Here is a 20,854-nt window from a genome sequence, read left to right on the forward strand (position 1 = left end):
TCCTAACCAACACGCTCACGGCGACCCAGGATTCCCTGGGGCCGGAAGAGGAGGACAACGATCATGATGACAAGGGCGCCGACGTACTTGAGGTCGGCGGCGAGTCCGAAGACCGTGGTGAGCTCTACGAAGATACCCACCACGACGGAGCCGATCAGCGCCCCGAAGACTGTGCCGAGGCCACCAAGGGTGACGCCCGCGAAGATGAGGAGCAGAATCTGGGAGCCCATGTCGAACGTAACGCCTGGGCGGTAGTAGGCCCAGAGGATGCCCCCCAGTGATGCGAGGACACCGCCCACGATCCACACCAGCCGGATGACGCCGTCGACGTCGATACCGGAGGCGGCAGCGAGTGCGGGGTTGTCCGCCACCGCACGCGTTGCCTTTCCGAGACGTGTCTTCAGGAGCACTATGCCCAGGATGGTGATGACAATTGCGCTGATCAACAGGGACCAGAGGTTGTTCGGTGATATGGAGACAGGGCCGATCTGGACTTCCGCGCTTTGGGCGTAAGGCAGCTGCTGGGTGGCCCCGCCGAAGTACAACTGGATGACGTAGCGAACGGCAAGGGCAAGGCCGATGCTGACGATCATCATAGGGACCAGGCTCATGCCCCGGCGCCGCAGCGGGCGCCATAGTCCGGCATCCTGGGCGTAGCCGAAGAGGCCACCGCCCACCATGGCCAAAATAATGGTGAGCCAGAACGGCAGCCCGATGGCATTGAGCGTGAACACCAGGACAGCGCCCAGCGTCACCATCTCGCCATGGGCGAAGTTTGTGAGCCCGGTGGTGCCGAAGATCAGTGAAAGCCCGACGGCGGCAAGGGCCAGCAGGAGGCCGAAGCTCAGTCCTGCCACCAGGCGGTTGAGCAGGTTCTGGCCAAAGTTCTGATCCTGCACCACGATGCCCTCGCCGAAAGCGAAGATTACCGAGAGGTTGGATGTCTGGCTGAAGGTCACGGTGCGGGGATTTTCCTGGCCCTCGGCCAGTTCGATGCCCTCCGGGAGGGTGGACTCGTCCAGTTCCACCTCGTACGTTCCCTGGGTGGGAACACCGATCCGCCAGGAACCGTTCTCGGCAGATTCGGTTGTTCCGGTGAAATCGCCGCTCTTGGCAGTGATCGTTACGCCAGCGAGCGGTGCCCGGGTGTCATCCCGGAGGAATCCGCTGATGGCGTTTTGGAATGTCTGCTCCGCGGGGGATGGTGACGGGGCAGGGGACGTGGCCTGCGATGCCGGGGCGAGGACCAGCAGGATTGCGATGACCGAGGCCGGAAGGGCTACCAGCACCTTAAGCAATCCGCGGGGCCGCCGGCGGGGCGGGCCTTGGGGTGCGCTTCTCAAGTTGTTAACCTCCACATGGGGTGGAACGGGTGCGCCGGTGGGGACGCTGCGAACGGACGGCACGGACGGGGGCGACTCCCGCAGACAAATGTGAGAATCATCACCCCGCTTGGCTCATGGTACAGCCGCAAACGATGAAAAAAGCGCCGAAAATCTGCTGATAGATCGCGATCGGGTAACAACTGGGGGTTGGCGGAGCGGATCCTACGGGGAGACGCCGGCGAAACTTTTGTTGTTCCAGCCCGCGTCAGCAGTTGCGCGGTGAACTGGTGCATGGCCTGGAAGAGTCACATTTGGGTTGCGCTCACAATTCCCGGGAACCAATGGGCCCGGCAGGGCGTGGGAATTGGTACCGTGAACTATACGTTCGCTTAAGTACGGTACTTACGCTCTCTACGTCACCTATATGGAGGAAAACCGCAATGGCACTTGGCGGAAACCCGATCTTCAACGGAAAGAATTTCCGTGGAGCCACCCAGGCACCGCCTGTCCCGCAGGCTCCGTATGGCAACCAGGGCGGCTACGGCACCCAGACCCAGTACGGTATGCCGCCCCAGGCCATGAGCCAGGAGCAGCTGCAGGATCTTTACAACCGCCCTGCCGCCGGTCCGCTCGACACCGGCCGGATGAGCTACGACGACGTCATCATGAAGACCTTCCTGTGCCTCGGCGCGGTACTTGCCGGCGCAGCCGTCACTTTCGTAGTGGGCATGGGCCTCGCCAGCCTGCTGATGATCGTCGGCGCGCTGGGCGGCTTTGTGTTGGCCATGGTGAACACCTTTAAGAAGCAGCCGTCCCCGGCGCTGATTCTGGCCTACGCCGCTTTGGAAGGCCTCTTCCTGGGTGGCCTCACCCGTATCCTTGATGCCCAGTTTGAGGGCATTGGCCTGCAGGCCGTCCTTGGCACCCTCTCCGTGTTTGCCGTGACTCTCCTCCTGTTCAGGAGCGGCAAGGTCCGCGCCACGCCCAAGGCCATGCGCTTCTTTATGATCGCCATGGTTGGCTACGCGGTCTTCTCCGTCCTCAACCTCGTGCTGATGATGACGGGCCTCAATGACAACCCGTTCGGCCTGCGCAGCGGTATGGTCGGCATCCTCATTGGCGTCTTTGCGATCGGCCTTGCGGCGTTCTCGCTGATCATGGACTTCACGTCCATTGAAGCAGCAGTCCAGGGCGGAGCCCCCGAGCGCTTCTCCTGGACGGCTGCGTTCGGACTGACGGTCACGCTGGTTTGGCTCTACGTGGAGATCATTCGCCTCCTCGCTATTCTGCGTGGCGACGAGTAGTACTTTTTCCAGTAACGGCAATGGCCCCGCCTTCCCGGCGGGGCCATTCTTGTCTTTGTCGAATCTGCTTCTGTTGCACGTGCCTCCATTGCCATGCTGCTGGCCGGAGCCACGCTACTAACTGACCTGGTGCGCTCCGGCAGCGGGAGTAACGGTGAAGATATCCGGTTCCCTGTAGCCTGCATCAGCGAAAGCACGTACGACGGCGGCCCGGACTTCCGCTTCTGCCGCCACGGGGGTGAGGGCGATGGCAGCGCCACCGAAACCCCCACCGGTCATTCGGGCGCCGATTGCACCATGGCCACGGGAGACGTCCACCGCAAGGTCCAGTTCAGGGCAGGAAATCTCAAAATCGTCCCGCATTGAAACATGGCTCGCATCAAGGAGGGCGCCGATGGCTCCCGGTCCTTGGTTTGCCAGCAGCTCTGCGGTCTGCAGGACCCGATCGTTTTCCATCACCACATGGCGCACCCGGCGGAAGGTGACCTCGTCCAGCAGTCCGGACGCCTCCTCCAGGTCTTCCACGCTGACGTCCCGCAGCGCAGGGACCCCCATTACCTCGGCACCCAGTTCGCAGGAGGCGCGGCGCGAGGCATAACCGCCGTCGGCGTGTGAATGCTGCACCTTGGTATCGATGACCAGCATGACGAGGTTTGCCGGTTCAACCTCGAACGGCACCAGCTCGACATTCTGGTTGCGGCAGTCCAGGAAAACGGCGTGCCCCTTGGCGCCCCTCAGCGAGGCTGATTGGTCCATGATGCCCGTGGGCGCACCGACGAAGTCATTCTCCGCCTTCTGCGTCGCCAGGACCATCTCTTCGGCCTGCAGGCCGGCGCCGGTGAGATCGTTCAGCGCCGAAATAACTGCGCATTCGATGGCGTGCGAGGATGACAGCCCGGCACCCAATGGAACATCTGAGTCCAACAACAGGTCAATGCCGGGTACTACGATGCCGCGTTGCTGCAGAGCCCATATGACGCCCAGCGGATATCTGGTCCACCCCTTGGCCGAAGCGCTGTCCAAGGAGGCAGCGTCGGCCGTCGTCAGTCCCTGGCCGCCGTAAGTGGACAGCAGCCTGATAGTCGAATCGGTCCTGGTGGCCACGGCAACCCGTGCCGTTCTATCGATGGCGAAGGGCAGGACGAAACCTTCGTTGTAATCGGTGTGTTCGCCAATCAGGTTCACCCGCCCCGGTGCCTGCCAGACCCCATCGGGGAGCCGACCGAAAGTTTCCTCGAAACGGCGGATCAGAGCATCCGTGTCCAGCGGCGCAGGTACTGCACCCGCCTTGTTTTCATGACTCATGCCAGGGCTCCTTCTGGGGATTCTGTGGCCACAACCGGGGGATTGGCAGGGGTCACTGCCGGAACCTGGACGGACCGAAGCCGCTCAGCCACGGCTTCGGGAGTGGTGTCGTTGATAAAGGCTCCCATGGCGGCTTCTGATCCGGCCAGGAATTTCAGCTTGTCCGCCGCCCGCCTGGGCGAGGTGATCTGAAGATGAAGGTACCCGGACTGCCGCAACGCCGCGTCCGTCGGGGCCTGGTGCCACGCTGAGATGTAGGGCGTGGGGGTGGGGTAGAGGGCGTCAAAGCGCTTGAGCAGTTCCAGGTAGACAACCGCCAGTTCATCCTTTTCTTCGCCCGTCAGCGCGGCAAGATCGGCCACCTGACGGTGCGGGACCAGGTGAACTTCCAGTGGCCAGCGGGCGGCGAAGGGAACATAGGCGCTGAAGTTGGTGCCCTCCAGGACCATGCGGCTGCCGTCTGCGCGTTCTGAGCCGAGGAGCGAACCGGTCAGGGTGGAGCGGCCTCTGGCCTCATCATGGAACTTTTGGGCAGCTGCTGCCATCACTTCGGCGCGGGGGGTGACGTAGGGGTAGGCATAGATCTGCCCGTGAGGGTGGTGCAAGGTGACGCCGATGTCGGCGCCACGGTTCTCGAACGGGAAGACCTGCTTGATACCGGGCAGGGCGCTCAGGACCTCAGTGCGGTGCGCCCAAGCCTCAATGACAGTACGCGCACGGGTTTCACTGAGTCTGCTGAACGAGCCGGTGTGCTCCGGAGTGAAAGCCACAACCTCACAGCGGCCAAAAGCCGGTCCCGTCGTTCCCCATGCAGGATCCTGGGGAATGTAACCCACGGCAGGGCCAAGTGACGGAAACCGGTTCTCAAAGACCACAACGTCGTAGCTGGCTGCTGGAATTTCGGACGGATTTCCGGCAGTAGTGGGGCATATGGGGCACTGATCCGCCGGAGGCAGGTGCGTCCGGCTTTGCCGGTGGGCTGCAACGGCGACCCATTCCCGGGTCAGGGCGTCGTACCTGACCTCGCCGGGTTCACCGCGTGGCGGAAGGGTCCGCAGATCGGTGACGGACTCAGGAGTCCGGAGGGTTCGGGTTCCGGGGTCATCATAGTAAATGAGTTCCCGGCCGTCTGCGAGGCTGGTGGCGGTGATGTTGATCATGGTGCTTGTCCTTTGGGGGCGTGGCCGGGGAACTGGCAGCACTATAATTGTGCCATAAGTCACCACATGGAACATGCTTTCTACCAAAATGTAACATTTAAGATCAATAGATCACTGTTGGGTGTGAGGCCTGTCGAGCTGGAGCGGAACGGCAACGCGCTGTAACTTGTACCCATGACCCCTGCGACCTCCAATGCTGCGGCCCCTGCCGTGGCGACTCCTGCCGTAAACCGCCCTGCCACCGGGCGGCAATTTGAACTGGAGCGCGGTCAGGCCAGGGCCGTCATTACTGAGCTGGCTGCCGGGCTGCGTTCATACAGCGTCGCGGGCACGCTCTTCACGGAGACCTACGACGACGACCAGATTCCGCCTCGTGCCTGCGGCATTACACTGGCTCCCTGGGCCAACCGCATCCAGGACGGCCTCTGGTACCTCGATGGCCGCAAGCAGCAGCTCGATATCACCGACGTGGCCCGGAACAACGCCATCCACGGACTCTTGAGGAACGCGGCTTACACCGCTGTGGCGCAGCAAAGCGATTCTGTGACGCTTGAGGCCATTATCTTTCCGCAGCACGGGTACCCGTTCCTGGTCCGCCACCAGGTGGAGTATGCATTGGCGTCCGACGGTGGCCTCGTAGTGCGCCAGACCCTGATCAACGACTCTCCCAAGCGTGCGCCCTTCGTCCTGGGCGCCCATCCGTACCTGCGGATCGGCGACGTGCCCGTGGCCGACCTGGTGTTGACGGTGGACGCCGGCACCACACTGACCGTTGATGGCAGGCTCATCCCGCGCGGGGAAGAGCCGGTCAGCGGAGATCTTGATTTCCGTGCGGGCAGGCGCATCCGCAACATCCGCATTGACGCTGCTTTTACCGGCCTGACCTTCGAAGGCGGTATTGCCCGGCACACCCTGGTTGCTGACGATGGGCGCAGCGTGAGCCTTTGGCAGGACGAAAACTGCGCCTACGTCCATGTCTTTATTTCCACAGAGTATCCGGGCCGGGAACTGGTGGTGGCTGTTGAGCCAATGACGGGGCCCGCGAACGCCTTCAACAGCGGCGCTGGCCTCCGCTGGCTGGAGCCCGGCGCGAAATTCACCATGACGTGGGGCATTGATGCCGTTTCGCAAAGGGACCAGCCTGCGCAAGGATAGGGCTATGACTCCGGAAAATGCTTCAGAATCCATGCCAGGAGCCACACCGGGAGCTGCACCGAAGTTCGGGCCGGCAGGGCCGCTTCGGGTAGTCACCGACAGGCAGCTTGAACAGGACATCCCCTACGGCATCCGCATTGCGGCCGCCTGGGCCTGGCGCCTTGGGCTGATCCTGTTGATGATGGGCGCCCTGGTCTGGTTGTTGAGCAAGATCAGTTTCCTCATCATTCCGGTGATGGTCGCTGCCCTGTTGGCCGGGCTCCTGGCGCCGGTGGTGAACTGGCTGGCCGAGCAACGGGTTCCTAAGGGAGCCGCTGTTGCAATCACCATCCTCGGCTTCCTGGGCATCATCGCCGGTGCCCTGACACTGGTGGGCCGCCAACTTGTAACCGGCTTCGGGGAGCTGTGGTCCGAAGCCCTGGCCGGCATACAACAGATCCAGGGATGGATGGCGGACGGCCCGCTGCAACTCACGACGGCGCAGATAGACACCTACATCGAAGAGGCTGCCGCTGCCCTGCAGGACAACAGCAGCAGCATCCTCAGCGGTGCATTGTCCTTCGGCAGCACAGCCGGGCATTTTGCGGCGGGCCTGGTGCTGTCCCTCTTCATCCTGATTTTCTTCCTCCTTGAGGGGGAGCGGATCTGGGCATTCCTGGTCAGACTGCTGCCGCGAAAGGCGCAGGCAGCAAGTTACGGTGCCGGGCGCCGGGGCTGGGCCTCCATGGTCAGCTATGTCCGGATCCAGATGTTCGTGGCTTTCGTTGATGCCGTGGGCATCGGTGCCGGAGCAGCAATCATCGGCGTCCCGCTGGCGCTGCCGCTGTCCGTCCTGGTGTTCCTGGGCTCCTTCATACCGGTGGTTGGTGCGCTGGTCACGGGCGCCATTGCCGTCCTCTTGGCCCTGGTGGCTAACGGCCCTGTGAACGCGCTGATTATGCTGGCCATCGTCCTGGCAGTCCAGCAACTGGAAAGCCACATCCTGCAGCCCCTCGTCATGGGTAAGGCAGTCTCGCTGCATCCTGTGGCCGTCATCTTGTCCGTCGCTGCGGGGTCCTACCTCGCGGGAATTCCAGGGGCCTTGTTCTCAGTACCGATCCTCGCCGTAGCAAACACCTCAATTCGATATATCTCTGCCAGAACGTGGGAACATGAACTGGTGCCGGTAAACCCGGAGGATCCGCCAGCGGAGGCAACCCTGGGCACTATCCGGGAAACAGAAGGCCCCGGCGATGGCCGGGACGGCCAGGCCGCCGGAAACTCATCCACCAAAGGAGAATAGTTAGTGAATAACCTCGAGAGCCTGCCTGTCACACTGGACGATGTCCTGGAGGCGCAGAAGCTGCTCGAAGGCATTATTACCCGTACGCCCGTGGAGACATCGCGCGCGCTGGGCACACTGGTGGGGGGCGACGTCTTCTTTAAGTGTGAAAACCTGCAGCGTGCAGGTTCCTTCAAAGTCCGGGGCGCCTATGTCCGGATGGCCAAATTGTCTCTGGAAGAGAAAAAGCGTGGAGTAGTGGCGGCTTCGGCAGGCAACCACGCCCAGGGCGTTGCCGTTGCAGCTAAAAGCCTCGGAATCAAGGCCCGGATCTATATGCCCCTGGGCGTTGCACTTCCTAAACTTGCTGCCACCCGGAGCCATGGCGCAGAAGTCATCCTGCACGGCCACAACGTGGACGAGGCCCTTGCCGAGGCACAGAGATATGCCAACGAGTCCCGGGCTGTTTTCGTGCATCCCTTTGACAACGTGGAAGTGGTGGCAGGACAGGGCACCATCGGCCTGGAAATCCTTGAGCAGATTCCCACAGTCGATACCATCCTGATGGGCGTCGGCGGTGGAGGCCTGCTGGCGGGAGTGGCCATTGCCGTCAAGAGCCGGGCGAAGGAGCTGGGCCGAGATATCCGGATCATCGGCGTTCAGGCTGAGAACGCAGCTGCCTACCCGCCTTCATTGGCTGCCGACGCCCTGGTGCCGCTTAAAAAGGTATCCACCATGGCGGACGGCATAGCCGTAGGTCGCCCCGGCCAGTTGCCGTTCAGCATCATCCGCGAACTGGTGGACGACGTGGTCACTGTCAGCGAAGACTCACTGGCCCGTGCCCTGATCTTCCTCCTGGAACGCGCCAAGATGGTGGTTGAACCTGCCGGCGCCGTCGGAGTGGCGGCTCTGATGGACGGCAAGATCGAAAACCCCGGTACTACCGCCGTGATCCTGTCCGGCGGCAACATCGACCCCATGCTGATGCTTAAGGTCATCCAACGGGGCCTTTCCGCGGCCGGCCGCTACATGACCGTGCGCATGATGCTGGACGACCGTCCCGGCTCCCTGGCCACGATTGCCCGGATCATTGCGGAGAACGACGCCAACGTAACCGGGCTGGACCACACCCGTGTTGGCGGTGCCATCAGCATGGGCGACGTTTCCATCACGGTGAACCTGGAGACCAAGGGCCACGAGCACGGCGAACAGGTGCTGGGTGCACTGCGGGCCGAAGGCTTCCAGCCCATCGTGGTGCACTAGGGCCTGCCATGAAATTGCCGGGACCAGGACCCAGCGGGCCGCGCGCAGCCGCCAATACGGCAGGGCGCGCAAGAACGGGCTTGCTGGTGGTGGGATCTTTTGTGGCGTTGTTGTTTATCGTGGAGCTGATCAACTTCCTGACGCTTCGCAGCCTCAACATGATCTTCGGCCTGCGGCCGCGTACCCCGGACGGCTTACTGGACATCCTGACCTTTCCGTTGCTGCACGCAAATCTTGGCCACCTGACCTCCAACGCCCTGCCACTGATTATCTTCGGCTTCCTGGTTTTTTTGTCCGGGACAAGGGTATTTGTCACAACGCTGGGTTTGAGCTGGCTTGGGTCCGGAACAGCGGTCTGGTTGCTGGGCGGCGGCGTGACGATAGGCGCCTCCGGGTTGGTCTTCGGATTGTTCGCGTTCCTCCTGGTCCGCGGCTTCCTCAACCGGAGCTGGTGGCAGATACTGCTCTCGGCGGTCCTGTTCCTGACCTACGGGGGCATCCTCCTGGGCGCGCTACCCATAGTGGCCGGTTATGTTTCCTGGCAGGCTCATCTTGGCGGTGCCGTTGGTGGCGTACTTGCTGCACTGCTATTGAGGCCCGCCAGCCCAGTGGCGGCATCGCCACGCGCCTGATCCTGACTGATCTGCCGGAGGGCGCCGCATCCGCAGGGAGTGCCGGCAGGCGGCTTGCTTAAGCAAAAAAGTCCGGCAGCCCCGTATCGAGGGCTGCCGGACTTTCGTGCTGATGGGAAGTGGTGCTGCTAGCCGGTGTACGGCTTGGCAGAAATGATCTGCACGGGGATGTCCTTGCCGTTCGGGGCGGTGTAGGAGATCTGGTCGCCCTCCTTATGGCCAATGATGGCGGCACCCAACGGCGACTTGTCGCTAAAGACGTTGAGATCGGAATCGCCGGCGATTTCACGGGAGCCGAGCAGGAACGTCTCTTCGTCTCCGGCAATCCTGGCGACGACTATCATGCCTGGTTCCACCACGCCGTCGTCAGCCGGAGCAGCGCCGACCTGGGCGTCACGGAGCAGGGCAGTCAGCTGGCGGATACGGGCTTCGATCTTGCCCTGCTCTTCCTTGGCTGCGTGGTAGCCACCGTTCTCCTTGAGGTCTCCCTCCTGGCGCGCGGCCTCGATCTTCTGAACGATTTCCGCCCGGCCAGCGCCGGAAAGGTGGTCCAGCTCTGCCTTCAGACGGTCGAAAGCTTCCTGGGTGAGCCAGGCTGCGGACGGACTGTTGGTGGTAGACACGGACTTCTCCTCTAATGGTCTTACATGCAAGACACCCCGCCACGGTGGCCACTTGTGGAACTCAGTAACCAGCTCAGCGGGGTGAAGGTATTAGACCATTGTAGACAACACTGTGGATGAATCCCAATATCCAGGGGGCACCCGTCACATCAGGCGGCGGTGTCAGGCACCCAGCAGTTGTCGACCACGCCGGTGGCCGCCAGCGATTCCGTGCGGACCACTGCACGCTGCGCAACAGTCCGGCCGGAGTCGGTGCTGCCTTCAACCACACCTGCAGGGACGTCCACAACCTTCCAGCCCACAATCGCGTACTTGGAGTCCAACGCCTTCACCGCACACTTCACGGCAGTGCCCGGATCCCGGGTTACCTGGAAATCGATCTCCGTTTGAGTGGCGTCGGTGGTGCTGTAGCTGATGTCCTTGAAGGTCACCGAGTCGGTGGCGTTTGAGGTGGCGATCCACGCCATGAAGCCCACGCCTGCAGCGAGGGCGACGGCGGCTGTCACCTTTTTGCCCTTGGCGCTAAGGGTGCGCTTTTGACGGCCATAACGATTGGCTAGGCTAGTGTCTGCGGTCGGTGATGAAGCCGGACGATCCTGGGAAGTCACCACTCCAGTTTAGTGGGGATCTGCCCGCCTGAAATTCCACCCGCCACATGCAGCAGAGACAAAACCGGCGCCGTAGCGGCACCGGTAGCAGAAAGAGGAACCGCCCTATGACCGCGTCAAGTTCCACGCCGGCGCCGCTGCGCCTCCTGGCGGTCCATGCCCATCCCGACGACGAATCCAGCAAGGGTGCCGCCACGATGGCCATGTACGCGGCCAGCGGCGTCGAGGTTATGGTCGCAACGTGCACCGATGGTTCCAGGGGAGACATCCAGAACCCGGCGATGGAGAGCGCTCCGCAGCCAAAGCGGGACATGGCGGGTGCCCGGCGCCTGGAGATGGAGCGCGCGGCCCGGATCCTTGGCATCCGCCAGCAGTGGCTTGGTTTTGTGGATTCCGGGCTGCCCGAGGGCGATCCGCTCCCGCCACTGCCGCCGGCGAGCTTTGCGATGCAGCCCCTGGAGCGGGCAGCCGCCCCGCTGGTCCGCCTGGTCCGCCGGTTCAAGCCGCACGTGATCCTTTCCTACGATGAACTTGGCGGGTACCCGCACCCTGACCACATCATGGCGCACAAGGTTGCTGTTGAGGCCTTCGAGGCGGCAGGCGATCCCGCAAGGTATCCGGAAGCAGGAGAACCATGGGAGCCCGCCAAGCTGTACTACGACAGGGCGTTCAGCCCGGAGCGGTTCCGTGCCCTGCATTTTGCCCTCGAAGAGGCAGGCCTGCAATCGCCTTACGCCGAGCGCCTGGCAGCCTGGCTGGAGAGCGACCCCGAGGGCCACATGCCGCCACCGCCCGCGCACCCCATCACCACGCAGATTGACTGCGGAGACTACTTTGAGGCCCGCGACGACGCCCTGCGCGCCCATGCAACCCAGGTTGATCCGCTGGGATTCTTCTTTGCCGTGTCGCCGGAGATGCAGCGTCGCGTATGGCCCTGGGAGGATTACTCACTCATCGAGTCCCGCGTGGAAGCAGAGTTGCCGGAGAAGGATCTGTTCACCGGGCTAAGATAGAGACAGTTTTCTATGCTGCGTAGAAAATGAGGTTCCGTTCGGGGCCGCATTCATCGCGCCTGCGTCTTCCATCCTCCAGAAGGTATACCGTGCATCACATCTTCGTGTTCCTGACCGCTACGCCCTCGCCCAGCCCATCCCTGCGCCCGGGCATCAGCCAGGACGACATTACGCCGGGCACGCTGGGTTTTATCATGACGGCGTTCTTCGTACTGGCTACCACCCTGCTGCTCGTGGACATGGTCCGCCGCGTCCGCCGGGTCAGGTACCGCGCGCAAGTCGAAGAAGAACGCCTCGCAGCAGCAGCGGCAGCTGATGCCGCCGCTCAGGAAGCTGCGGATTCCGGGGCAACCCCAGGTGGGGCCGGCGCAGAAGGCATATCCGCGGAAGGGGCCCGCCGGGAAGGCGGGGAAGAAACCCGCCGTGAGGAACCCGGCGCCCGTTAACTGTCCTGTCCAGCGGGTACCGCTTGGCGCTGGCAGGCCGCCTTGGCGATGCCCGGTTTTCGATGGTGGTCACCGTCAGCGGTCCGTCAGGATCTGTCGGCGGCGGATTTTGGCCGCTGCGGTCAACTCGCTGGCGGCCTGGGAAGACCGCGACGCCGGTGGTTTCGGCCCCGCCTTCAAATTCCCGCCGTCGTCCGTCCTTCATGCTGCGGCAACTCTAGGTTGCCGGATGCCCCAGGACTGCCAGTGCGATAGCCACAAAATGTGCGGCGAAGGCTATAACGGTGAAGGCATGGAAGAGCTCATGGAAGCCGAAATGCTCGAAGCTGAAGTTGGGTTTCTTGAGCGCATAAAAAATAGCACCGGCAATGTACAGGGCGCCGCCGACGCAAATAAGGATGGCTGAAGCGGGGTTCGCCTCGAAGAATTCCGGCAGGTAGAACAATGCCCCGCAGCCGAGGGCGATATAGATGGGCACATACAGCCATCGCGGCGCATGGGTCCAGAGAACCCGGAACAGGGCGCCCAGAATCGCGCCGCTCCAGATGACCCAGAGCAGCAGTATCGCCTTGGGCCGATCCAGGAGTGCCCAGGCCAGGGGCGTGTAGCTTCCGGCAATGACCAGCATGATGTTGGTGTGGTCCAGCCGCTTGAGCACCATTCTTACTCCGGGGGACCAGTTGCCCCGGTGGTAGACGGCACTGACGCCGAACAACAGGAGGCCGGTGAAGGCGTACACGGCGCTGGCGACCCGCAGCCCGGCATTGGGTGCCAGAGCCACCAGCACCACGCCTGCCACCAGGGCCAGCGGCGCGGAGACAGCGTGAATCCAGCCACGCCATTTGGGTTTGATGGTGAGGAGTTCTGCGATCCGGGCCGCGGCATCGTCCACGGCTCCCGACCGCTCCGGTTCCCGTGGCCCGTGGCCTGCATCGGGAGGTAAGTTGGGCGGAATGCTGGTCATGCATTAAGCCTAACTTACGCCCGGGTAAGTTACTGGTGGGTAGGAATAGGGAGCCGGAAGCTAACGGTAGCCTAGAAGTAATTGCCCATCACACACCAGGAAGTCAGGTGAACCGCCGCGTGGAACTGCCCGGGCTCCTCTATGGCTTTTACGAGCGCAGGCTTCTCCGCAGCCTTTCCCGGGATCGGATTCCGAAACATATAGGCGTCATGGTGGACGGGAACCGGCGCTGGGCCAAGCAATTCAACGCTCCCACCAGCCAGGGACACCAGGCCGGAGCGGACAAAATTCACGAGTTCCTTGGCTGGTGCCAGGAACTCGGCGTTGAAGTGGTGACGCTGTACATGCTGTCCACTGACAACATGAGCCGTTCCTCAGAGGAGCTGGATTTGCTCATGGGGATCATCGCCAACACCTTGGACCGGCTGGACGGGGACTCAGATATTTCGGTACACGCCATGGGTGCACCGGAGCTGTTGCCCGATTACCTGGCTGAACGCCTCAACAAACTGACGGCGCGCACGCCGATCCACGAGAAGATCCACGTAAACGTCGCCGTGGGCTACGGCGGACGCAGGGAAATTGTCGACGCAGTCAGTGAACTCCTGCGCGATGCTGCAGACCGTGGCGTGGGACTTCGCGAGGTTGCCGATTCGCTGACGGTCGAAGATATTTCGCGTTTCCTCTACACCCGCGGACAGCCGGACCCGGACCTGGTGATCCGGACCTCTGGTGAGCAGCGGCTCTCCGGTTTCCTGATGTGGCAGAGCGCGTACAGCGAGTTCTATTTCTGTGAGGCCCTGTGGCCGGCCTTCCGCAAAGTCGATTTCCTCCGCGCCCTCCGGGATTACGCCGGCCGGCAGCGCCGCTTCGGATCCTGAACCCCGGCGGCTGCGTTTACCTCAAATTCACACGGCGGCAGCAAGAATCGCCGGGGGATGAAACCGGAAAGTAGGGCCGTTGGATTTACGTTGTATTCATCAGCAGGCACTAACGCCGGCTGATCGGGGAGGCCACTACATGGAGCGTATTCACGCACCTCATGTTGGGGAGGCCGCGTCCGGCCTCAAGGCCGAGCCGCCTCACCAATAACAAAGCCGGGCGGAAGCCCGGGGCTGGAGTCGATGTGGCTACTTCTGAAGAGCGTCCCACCGTTTCTACCGACGGCGGCAAGAAAGCTACCTCTCGCGCCAAGCGAGCCACCACCAGGACCGGTGCAGCACAAGATGATGCTGCGGCCGGTCTTTCTGTTTCCGGTCGGGACCCGGGCGTCCAAAGCTTCGTGATCGATACCTCCGTGCTCCTGTCCGATCCGCGGGCGCTGCTGCGCTTCGCCGAACACGAGGTGATTGTCCCGATCGTGGTGATTACGGAACTGGAGTCCAAGCGGCATGACCCCGAGCTTGGCTACTTCGCCCGCAAGGCGCTCCGGCTCCTGGACGATCTACGTGTCCAGCACGGTGGCCTGAACAAACCGCTGCCCATCGGTTCCGAGGGCGGCACCCTCATGGTGGAGCTGAACCACATCTCCTCCGAGGTGCTACCTGCCGGATTCCGCAGCGGTGACAACGACAGCAGGATCCTGGCCGTGGCCAAGAACCTCGCCAACGAAGGCCGTTCCGTCACTGTGGTTTCCAAGGACCTGCCCATGCGCGTCAAGGCCTCCGCCATGGGGCTCACCGCCGATGAGTACCGGAACGAACTGGTGCAGGACTCCGGCTGGACCGGCATTGCGGAACTGGACGCCACGGAGGACGAGGTGGGCACGCTGTACGGCCACGAACCGGTCTACATCCCGGCCGCGGCCGAGCTGCCTGTCAACACGGGCCTGGTGCTGCTGTCCAACCGCGGATCGGCCCTAGGCCGGGTGGGGGCAGACAAACAGGTCCGCCTGGTCAGGGGGGACAGGGACGTCTTCGGCCTGCATGGGAGGTCCGCCGAACAGCGGCTCGCCATCGACATGCTGATGGATCCGGGCGTCGGCATTGTCTCCATCGGCGGCCGCGCCGGCACCGGAAAGTCGGCACTGGCATTGTGTGCCGGCCTGGAAGCGGTCCTGGAGCGGCGGGAGCACCGCAAGGTGATTGTGTTCCGTCCGCTCTACGCCGTAGGCGGCCAGGAGCTTGGTTACCTGCCGGGTTCCGAAGCGGAGAAAATGAACCCCTGGGCGCAGGCTGTGTTTGACACCCTGGGCGCGTTGGTCAGCCAGGAAGTGGTGGAGGAAGTCATGGACCGCGGCATGCTCGAGGTCATGCCGCTGACGCACATCCGCGGCCGCTCACTGCACGACGCCTTTGTCATCGTGGACGAAGCCCAGTCACTGGAGAAGAACGTCCTGCTGACGGTGATGAGCCGCATTGGCCAGAACTCGAAGATCGTGCTCACCCACGATGTCGCCCAGCGCGACAACCTGCGGGTGGGCCGGCATGACGGCGTTGCCGCAGTGGTGGAGACGCTCAAGGGCCACCCGTTGTTCGGCCACATCACCCTGACCCGGTCCGAGCGCTCGCCGATCGCCGCACTTGTGACCGAACTGTTGGAGGGTGCGGAGATCTAGGTGCCGCCCGAAGGTCCGCTCTCCGGTGCACCGGAGGGCGGACCTTCGCCGTCTGCTCCGAGGAAACCAGCGGCAGCCTCATGGCCGGAAACCTGCAGGTTCCATTCGGGCCGCTTCAGGAGCGCCGGGGTGACGCGGACATGCTGGACATCGCGGGCCACGCCGTCCCAGGAGTGGCGGTGGATGCCGTTCAGCTCGTAGCCGAGTGATCGCGATACGCCAAGTGAAGCAGCATTCCACACTGCCGCATCAGACTCAGCCACCTCTGCTCCGAGCCAACCGAAGGCATAAAGGACCACGGCGGCGCGCATCTCTTTGCCCAGACCTTGGCCCTGCGCGGACTTTTTCAGCCAGGAACCGGTGGTGACGGTTTTCAGGCTAGTGAAGTTCCTGGCCGCGATGTCCTGGCAGCCGACGAATTCGCCGTTGTGCCAGATGCCCAGCAGCAGGGTCCAGGATTCAGGTGTGGACTCCGCACGGCACCGCCAGTACCACCGGGCCATTGCCGGTCCCAGTTCCCCGGCTGGAAGTTCGGCCCAGGGGATGCTGAAAGGACTCTTCCCGGCGTCGTGAATCCCACTCAGCGCAGCCTCTACGGCGGCCGGAATGTCGTCATCAGTTATCGGCCTCAGTAGCAGCCGGGGCGTGGTCAGGGTGAGGCCGTGAAGCGGCCAGATAGACGTCAGCGTGCTCATCCGTGAAGCCTAACCGTTCCTCGGGACTGCGGGTTCGCCGTGAGGCCGCCGGCCGGCCTACTCCGCCGGTCCGATGTCCCACGGGATGTGGCGCCGGACATCGGTCAGGTTCATCGACTCTGCCAGGAAGAGGTCGTCCAACATGTATTCGTCGACGGCCAGGATCTTCAGCCAATGCCCGACGCCGGCCGTGTCACCGTCCAGCGAACGGCTGGCGACGCAGACACCGGTCCCGGTGTCGATCCTGATCAGGGTGCGACCAGGATGCGCCAATGGCGCCGCGGGATCGGCGGGGGAATAGTTCCGGTCGGCGGTAACCACGGCCTCCAGTGCGGGCCGCCCCTCATCATCGACTTTCCGCAGGGCTTCCAGCTGCACCGGGTTCAGATGGGGAAACTCGAGTGGCGCGGGAGCGTTACCTGCGAGCTCTACGGGATCCAGCGCCGCGGCCAGCCTGCTGTTGCCGAAGGATGGCTCGCCATAGGCGGCTGCCGGCCGGCGACGGACCAGCCCCACCTCGTCGTAAACGGGCGCGACGAGGTGGGCAGGCAGAAGCCAGGACCTCTTCGTAGAGCTGACGTAGAAGTCATCCCGGGAATCGTTGATGCCGGTGGTGCTGTGCAACAGGAGCCCGTCCCGGCTTTCCAGCCGCAGTGCTCCAGGCCGGCGCAGCCAACCACGAACCAGGTTGTCGCCACTGCCGGGCAAGTCCAGGTATTCGAATCGCAGGCTGGTCCATTTCCACGGCGAGGAACGGCACAGGTTCCTGAAGGCCCCAACCAGGCCGGCTTGGGTGTTGCCGCCGGCATCGGCCTGTTCCGCTGCGCTGTATCGCCCCATATCCACAGCTTACGCGGGGAACCAACGCGCATCATGTGAAGCCCGGTAGCATCGCGAGAGTGATCCGACGACTCGTGGCCCTCTGGGAATCCAGCCCTCCGGCGTTCTGGCTGGTGCTTGCGGCGTGCCTGTATTTCCTCGTGATGGCCGCCCGGCTGACCGTGATCGATGTTCGGAGCCACCTCCTGCCAAACCGCATCGTGTTCCCCTCTTACGGTGTGGCCGGGGTATTACTGGTGGCTTCGGCGTTGGTGTCGGCCTTTGGCGGCTCTGGGAGCAACACGGCGATCAGCGGAGGAATTGCCGACGCCGGCGCCGCCCTTTTCGGGGTACCTTCGCTGCGCATCCTGGCTGGCGGCGCAGTCCTGTGGCTCCTCTACTTCGTGCTGCGCGTTATCTATCCGCCGGGTATGGGCTTCGGAGACGTGAAGCTCGCCGGCATCCTGGGAATGTACCTGGGTTATCTCGGCTGGGAGCACATTATGTATGCCACGTTTGGCGCTTTTCTGCTCGGCGGGCTGTGGGGGATCGGCATCATCCTGGCACGCCGCGGGACCTTGAAATCAACCATTCCCTTTGGCCCTTTTATGCTCCTGGGTGCCGCCCTGGCCATGCTCCTGCCGGCCGCTTGAGGACTGCCGCCACCTGCCTTGTTGCTGGAAAACATGCCTGACGGGTCCGGCAATACGATGGGTGGAGCGGCACCCATTCGCCATCTCTCGAGCTGCTCTCACTCGTCCTCCTCGGCCTCTGCATGAAGTGCGGGGGGCGGCCCGCCCTGCTGCGCCCGCACGTCGCTTCGAGTTTGACCGTCCTCAACGAAAGTAATCCTGATTTGGCTTCCCCACTCAAGAATCGACCCTGCGGAAGGATCTTGGGAGGTCACCCAGAACAGCCCCGGCCACGTACGCGAACGCAGCCCCGGCCCGTCAAGGTCCCCATCCGTGAGACCAAGCCCAATGTTCGCCGCCATCTCTTGCACAATATGCACGGGCTGCCCAATGAGATCAGGAACAGTCACCGTGCGGCGTTTAACCATCTCTGCAACTCCCGTGAGCCTGAACAGCTGGAACGGTGAAACCAAACCTTCTGCCCACCAGAATAACGCCGGTGGCTCAGCCGGGCTCCCGATTAACCTGAATCGGCGGACAGCCATGCAGTAAGAAGCCGGGCTGCCCATCCCAAAGGCACCCCGGCTTCGGTGCCGTTGGCGGAAGGTCAGCCGCGCCGGGAGACGAGGTCGTCGTCGTCCTTCCGTGCAGTTGCTTCAGCAGTGGCGGTGCCTGCAGCGTCTCCGGCCTCTGGCCTGCCGGCCGCCAGTTCAGCTTCCAGCCGGACAGCCTCCGCACCGCCGATTGCCTCGCCGCGCGCCACCATACCGGCGGTATCGGAGAGCGGAATCTGCTTCAGCGTGATCGCCAGGACCAGGGCCAGGGCAATGAAGGGCACGAGGTACCAAAACACCGGCGCCAGTGACTCCGCGTAGGCGTTCACAATGGCATCGCGCAACTGGCCGGGAAGCTGCGCCAACGCCTGCGGATCCAGGGTGCTGGTGGATTGCGCGGCCTGCTCGGCTGAGGCGCCGGAGCCCGTGAAGGCATCGGTCAGCGACGTGGACAGCCGGTTGGTGAAGATGGAACCGAACACTGCCACGCCCAGGGCGGCACCTACTTCGCGGAAGTAGTTGTTGGTGCTGGTGGCGGTGCCGATCTGGTCTGCCGGTACCGCATTTTGTACCACCAGGACGATCACCTGCATGATCAGGCCAAGTCCGGCACCGAACACGAACAGCTGGATGCAGATGACCCAGATAGGCGTAGCCGCAGAGAGGGTAGTCATCCACAGCATGGCGATGATGGTCAGTGCCGCGCCAAGGATCGGATACATCTTGTACTTGCCGGTCTTGGAAATCCGGATGCCCGAGTAGATGGACGTGCCCATCAGGCCGGCCATCATGGGCAGCATCAGCAGCCCGGACTCAGCGGCCGAGGTTCCGGAGGACATCTGCAGGAACGTGGGCACGAAGGCGATCGCAGCGAACATCCCGAGGCCCAGTGTGAAACCAATGGCGGTTGCGTTGACGAAGATCCTGTTCTTGAACAGGCCCAGCGGAATAATGGGATCCTCCGCGCGCCTCTCTGCCATCACGAACCCCACGGCGGACAGCACAAAGGCGGCGCCGAATGCCCAGGTCAGCGGGGAATCCCAACCCTCGTCCTTCTTGCCACCGAAGTCCGTGAAGAAGATCAGGAACGTGGTGGCGGCGGAAAGGAACAGCACACCCAGGAGGTCGATGCGCTTCTCCGCTTTTTTGTTGGGCAGTGTCAGGGCAAACCAGGCGGTAATAAAGGCCGCGATGCCGATGGGGATGTTGATGTAGAAGGCCCATTCCCACGTCATATGGTCAACGAAGAAGCCGCCCAGCAGCGGGCCGGCTACGGCGGAGAGGCCGAAGATGGCGCCCAGCGGACCCATGTACTTGCCACGCTCGTTGGCAGGCACAATGTCCGCGATGATCGCCTGCGAGAGGATCATCAGGCCGCCACCGCCTAGTCCCTGCAAGGCGCGGAAGAATACAAAGCCCCAGAAATCGGTGGCAAGAGCGCAGCCAACGGAGGCCAGCGTAAACAACGCGATGGCCACGAGAAACAGGTTGCGCCGGCCCAGGATGTCGCCGAACTTGCCGTAAATGGGCATCACGATCGTGGTGGCCAGAAGGTAGGCCGTAGTGATCCACGCCTGATGCTCCACGCCGCCCAGCTTGCCCACGATGGTGGGCATGGCAGTGGAAACGATGGTCTGGTCGAGGCTGGACAGCAGCATCCCGGCGATGAGCGCCGAGAAGATGATCCAGATTCTTTTCTGGGTCAGCAGCAGCGGCTGGGTTGCTTTTGAGGGACCTGCGGTGGTGGTCATGGTGTTCCTTCGGTGCTGGCGGGAAGGTTCTGCGGTGGAAGCGACTGGGCGAACAGGGTCTTGAGCGCCATGGCGTCGTCGAGGAGAATTTCGCGGAAAGTGCGGATGTTTGACGCCGAGAAGTACGTTTCGTGGGCATGGTGGGCCATCGCGCTGATCATGGTTACGGCCATGACAACTACTGGATGGTCGGCCGGAACGCCCTCGCGCTGCGCTATCAGCTGGCGTGATGACGCCTCGCGTTCGGCGCTGGCGCCCACGATCTTGGCTACGAGCTGCGGTTCTTTCTTGATCGCTGCGATCAACTGGCGGACGTCGGTGGCCGACTCGGAATCCACCTTGGCGGCCCAGATGTCCAGCGTGAGCTGGATGAGATCGGCCAGGAGCGTACCGGAAATGGTCCCCGGCTCACCACCGCCCTTGAGGAATTTGGCCATCAGTTCGCCGGGATGTTCGTCGTCGTGATGACCAAGGATGGCGTCCTCTTTGGACGGGAAGTAGTTGAAGAATGTCCGGCGGGAAATGCCGACGTTCCCGCAGACTTCCTCCACCGTGAAGCCGTTCAGGCCCTTTGTGGCGGTCAGCGAACGGGCAGCGGCGGTGATGGCCTTGCGTGTTTGCTGGCGCTTGCGCTCGCGGAGCCCGCCGTCAATGTTTGCACTCTTATCCACAAAGTAAAGTTTTGCACTGTATAACTCAGAGTGCAAAAGATTGGTCCTGTGTCATCTGACACCTTCTCCGGAAACGCAGACGGCGGCCGGTACCTCCCTGGGGAAGGTGCCGGCCG

At 62.9% G+C, this 20,854-nt stretch carries 21 protein-coding genes; 10 read left to right on the top strand and 11 right to left on the bottom strand.

All coding sequences use genetic code 11. The features are described from left to right. Positions 1-2: 2 nt before the first annotated feature. A complete protein-coding gene (locus AC50X5_RS12920; RefSeq protein WP_494976493.1) occupies positions 3-1,343 on the bottom strand; it encodes a branched-chain amino acid ABC transporter permease in 1,341 nt (446 codons plus the stop codon). Between the two features lie 422 nt (positions 1,344-1,765). Between AC50X5_RS12920 and AC50X5_RS12925 the strand changes: the two genes are divergently transcribed. Beyond that, positions 1,766-2,629 (top strand): Bax inhibitor-1/YccA family protein, encoded by an 864-nt coding sequence (locus tag AC50X5_RS12925; protein ID WP_494976494.1) that lies wholly within the window; start codon positions 1,766-1,768, stop codon positions 2,627-2,629. A 117-nt stretch (positions 2,630-2,746) separates the two neighbouring features. Here the strand turns inward: AC50X5_RS12925 and galK are convergent, their stop codons facing one another. Further along, positions 2,747-3,934 carry a galactokinase gene (gene galK, locus AC50X5_RS12930; protein WP_494976495.1) on the bottom strand — a complete coding sequence of 396 codons (1,188 nt, stop codon included), beginning with the start codon at positions 3,932-3,934 and terminating at the stop codon, positions 2,747-2,749. Next, positions 3,931-5,094, bottom strand: a complete 1,164-nt coding sequence (galT, locus tag AC50X5_RS12935; RefSeq protein ID WP_494976496.1) for a galactose-1-phosphate uridylyltransferase — start codon at positions 5,092-5,094, stop codon at positions 3,931-3,933. Before galT ends, galK begins: the two co-directional genes overlap by 4 nt. A 174-nt stretch (positions 5,095-5,268) precedes the next feature. Here galT and AC50X5_RS12940 point away from each other — a divergent pair, with 174 nt between their 5' ends. From AC50X5_RS12940 to AC50X5_RS12955, 4 genes are read left to right on the top strand one after another with little or no spacing between them, the layout of a single operon-like run. Continuing rightward, on the top strand, positions 5,269-6,249 hold the full coding sequence (locus AC50X5_RS12940; protein WP_494976497.1) for an aldose 1-epimerase family protein: 981 nt from the start codon (positions 5,269-5,271) through the stop codon (positions 6,247-6,249). A 4-nt stretch (positions 6,250-6,253) separates the two neighbouring features. After that, positions 6,254-7,531 carry an AI-2E family transporter gene (locus AC50X5_RS12945; RefSeq protein ID WP_494976498.1) on the top strand — a complete coding sequence of 426 codons (1,278 nt, stop codon included), beginning with the start codon at positions 6,254-6,256 and terminating at the stop codon, positions 7,529-7,531. A gap of 3 nt (positions 7,532-7,534) precedes the next feature. Then, positions 7,535-8,773 (top strand): threonine ammonia-lyase, encoded by a 1,239-nt coding sequence (gene ilvA, locus AC50X5_RS12950; RefSeq protein ID WP_494976499.1) that lies wholly within the window; start codon positions 7,535-7,537, stop codon positions 8,771-8,773. Between the two features lie 8 nt (positions 8,774-8,781). Further along, entirely contained in the window at positions 8,782-9,405 is a 624-nt protein-coding gene (locus AC50X5_RS12955; protein ID WP_494976500.1) for a rhomboid family intramembrane serine protease, read from the top strand. Positions 9,406-9,533: 128 nt separating this feature from the next. Here AC50X5_RS12955 and greA read toward each other — a convergent pair whose 3' ends face one another. Both greA and AC50X5_RS12965 read right to left on the bottom strand, forming a co-directional pair. Beyond that, the gene (gene greA, locus AC50X5_RS12960; RefSeq protein ID WP_494976501.1) at positions 9,534-10,028 is read right to left on the bottom strand and encodes a transcription elongation factor GreA; all 495 of its coding nucleotides are present in this window, start codon (positions 10,026-10,028) and stop codon (positions 9,534-9,536) included. 149 nt (positions 10,029-10,177) lie between these two features. Then, positions 10,178-10,534: a DUF4307 domain-containing protein gene (locus AC50X5_RS12965; protein WP_494976502.1), complete on the bottom strand. Its 357-nt coding sequence runs from the start codon at positions 10,532-10,534 to the stop codon at positions 10,178-10,180. Positions 10,535-10,743: 209 nt separating this feature from the next. On the opposite strand from AC50X5_RS12965, the gene mca reads away from it, so the two are divergent. Together mca and AC50X5_RS12975 are read left to right on the top strand one after the other, a co-directional pair. Further along, positions 10,744-11,649 (top strand): mycothiol conjugate amidase Mca, encoded by a 906-nt coding sequence (gene mca / locus AC50X5_RS12970; RefSeq protein WP_494976503.1) that lies wholly within the window; start codon positions 10,744-10,746, stop codon positions 11,647-11,649. An 89-nt stretch (positions 11,650-11,738) separates the two neighbouring features. Next, positions 11,739-12,095 (top strand): hypothetical protein, encoded by a 357-nt coding sequence (locus AC50X5_RS12975; protein ID WP_494976504.1) that lies wholly within the window; start codon positions 11,739-11,741, stop codon positions 12,093-12,095. Positions 12,096-12,312: 217 nt separating this feature from the next. Here AC50X5_RS12975 and trhA read toward each other — a convergent pair whose 3' ends face one another. Beyond that, positions 12,313-12,966 carry a PAQR family membrane homeostasis protein TrhA gene (gene trhA / locus AC50X5_RS12980; RefSeq protein ID WP_494976676.1) on the bottom strand — a complete coding sequence of 218 codons (654 nt, stop codon included), beginning with the start codon at positions 12,964-12,966 and terminating at the stop codon, positions 12,313-12,315. A 212-nt stretch (positions 12,967-13,178) separates the two neighbouring features. Here trhA and AC50X5_RS12985 point away from each other — a divergent pair, with 212 nt between their 5' ends. Then, entirely contained in the window at positions 13,179-13,940 is a 762-nt protein-coding gene (locus AC50X5_RS12985; protein ID WP_494976677.1) for an isoprenyl transferase, read from the top strand. A gap of 245 nt (positions 13,941-14,185) precedes the next feature. Next, complete coding sequence (phoH2, locus tag AC50X5_RS12990; RefSeq protein ID WP_494976505.1) at positions 14,186-15,616, top strand: RNA 5'-3' helicase PhoH2; 1,431 nt, start codon at positions 14,186-14,188, stop codon at positions 15,614-15,616. Here the strand turns inward: phoH2 and AC50X5_RS12995 are convergent. Together AC50X5_RS12995 and AC50X5_RS13000 are read right to left on the bottom strand one after the other, a co-directional pair. Beyond that, entirely contained in the window at positions 15,613-16,311 is a 699-nt protein-coding gene (locus tag AC50X5_RS12995) for a GNAT family N-acetyltransferase (protein ID WP_494976506.1), read from the bottom strand. The two genes, phoH2 and AC50X5_RS12995, sit on opposite strands and share 4 nt — an antisense overlap. Positions 16,312-16,368: 57 nt before the next feature. Next, the gene (locus tag AC50X5_RS13000; protein ID WP_494976507.1) at positions 16,369-17,151 is read right to left on the bottom strand and encodes a hypothetical protein; all 783 of its coding nucleotides are present in this window, start codon (positions 17,149-17,151) and stop codon (positions 16,369-16,371) included. A gap of 59 nt (positions 17,152-17,210) precedes the next feature. Here AC50X5_RS13000 and AC50X5_RS13005 point away from each other — a divergent pair, with 59 nt between their 5' ends. Then, positions 17,211-17,783, top strand: coding sequence for a prepilin peptidase (locus tag AC50X5_RS13005; protein WP_494976508.1), 573 nt, complete (start codon positions 17,211-17,213; stop codon positions 17,781-17,783). Positions 17,784-17,881: 98 nt separating this feature from the next. On the opposite strand, the gene AC50X5_RS13010 is transcribed toward AC50X5_RS13005, so the two are convergent. The 3 genes from AC50X5_RS13010 to AC50X5_RS13020 are packed head-to-tail and all read right to left on the bottom strand — an operon-like array spanning position 17,882 to position 20,738. Continuing rightward, entirely contained in the window at positions 17,882-18,331 is a 450-nt protein-coding gene (locus tag AC50X5_RS13010; protein ID WP_494976509.1) for a PASTA domain-containing protein, read from the bottom strand. Between the two features lie 38 nt (positions 18,332-18,369). Continuing rightward, a complete protein-coding gene (locus AC50X5_RS13015) occupies positions 18,370-20,067 on the bottom strand; it encodes a DHA2 family efflux MFS transporter permease subunit (protein ID WP_494976510.1) in 1,698 nt (565 codons plus the stop codon). Continuing rightward, positions 20,064-20,738 (bottom strand): TetR/AcrR family transcriptional regulator, encoded by a 675-nt coding sequence (locus tag AC50X5_RS13020; RefSeq protein WP_494976511.1) that lies wholly within the window; start codon positions 20,736-20,738, stop codon positions 20,064-20,066. Before AC50X5_RS13020 ends, AC50X5_RS13015 begins: the two co-directional genes overlap by 4 nt. Between the last annotated feature and the right edge of the window lie 116 nt (positions 20,739-20,854).

This window comes from Pseudarthrobacter sp. MDT1-40-2, from assembly GCF_059383595.1.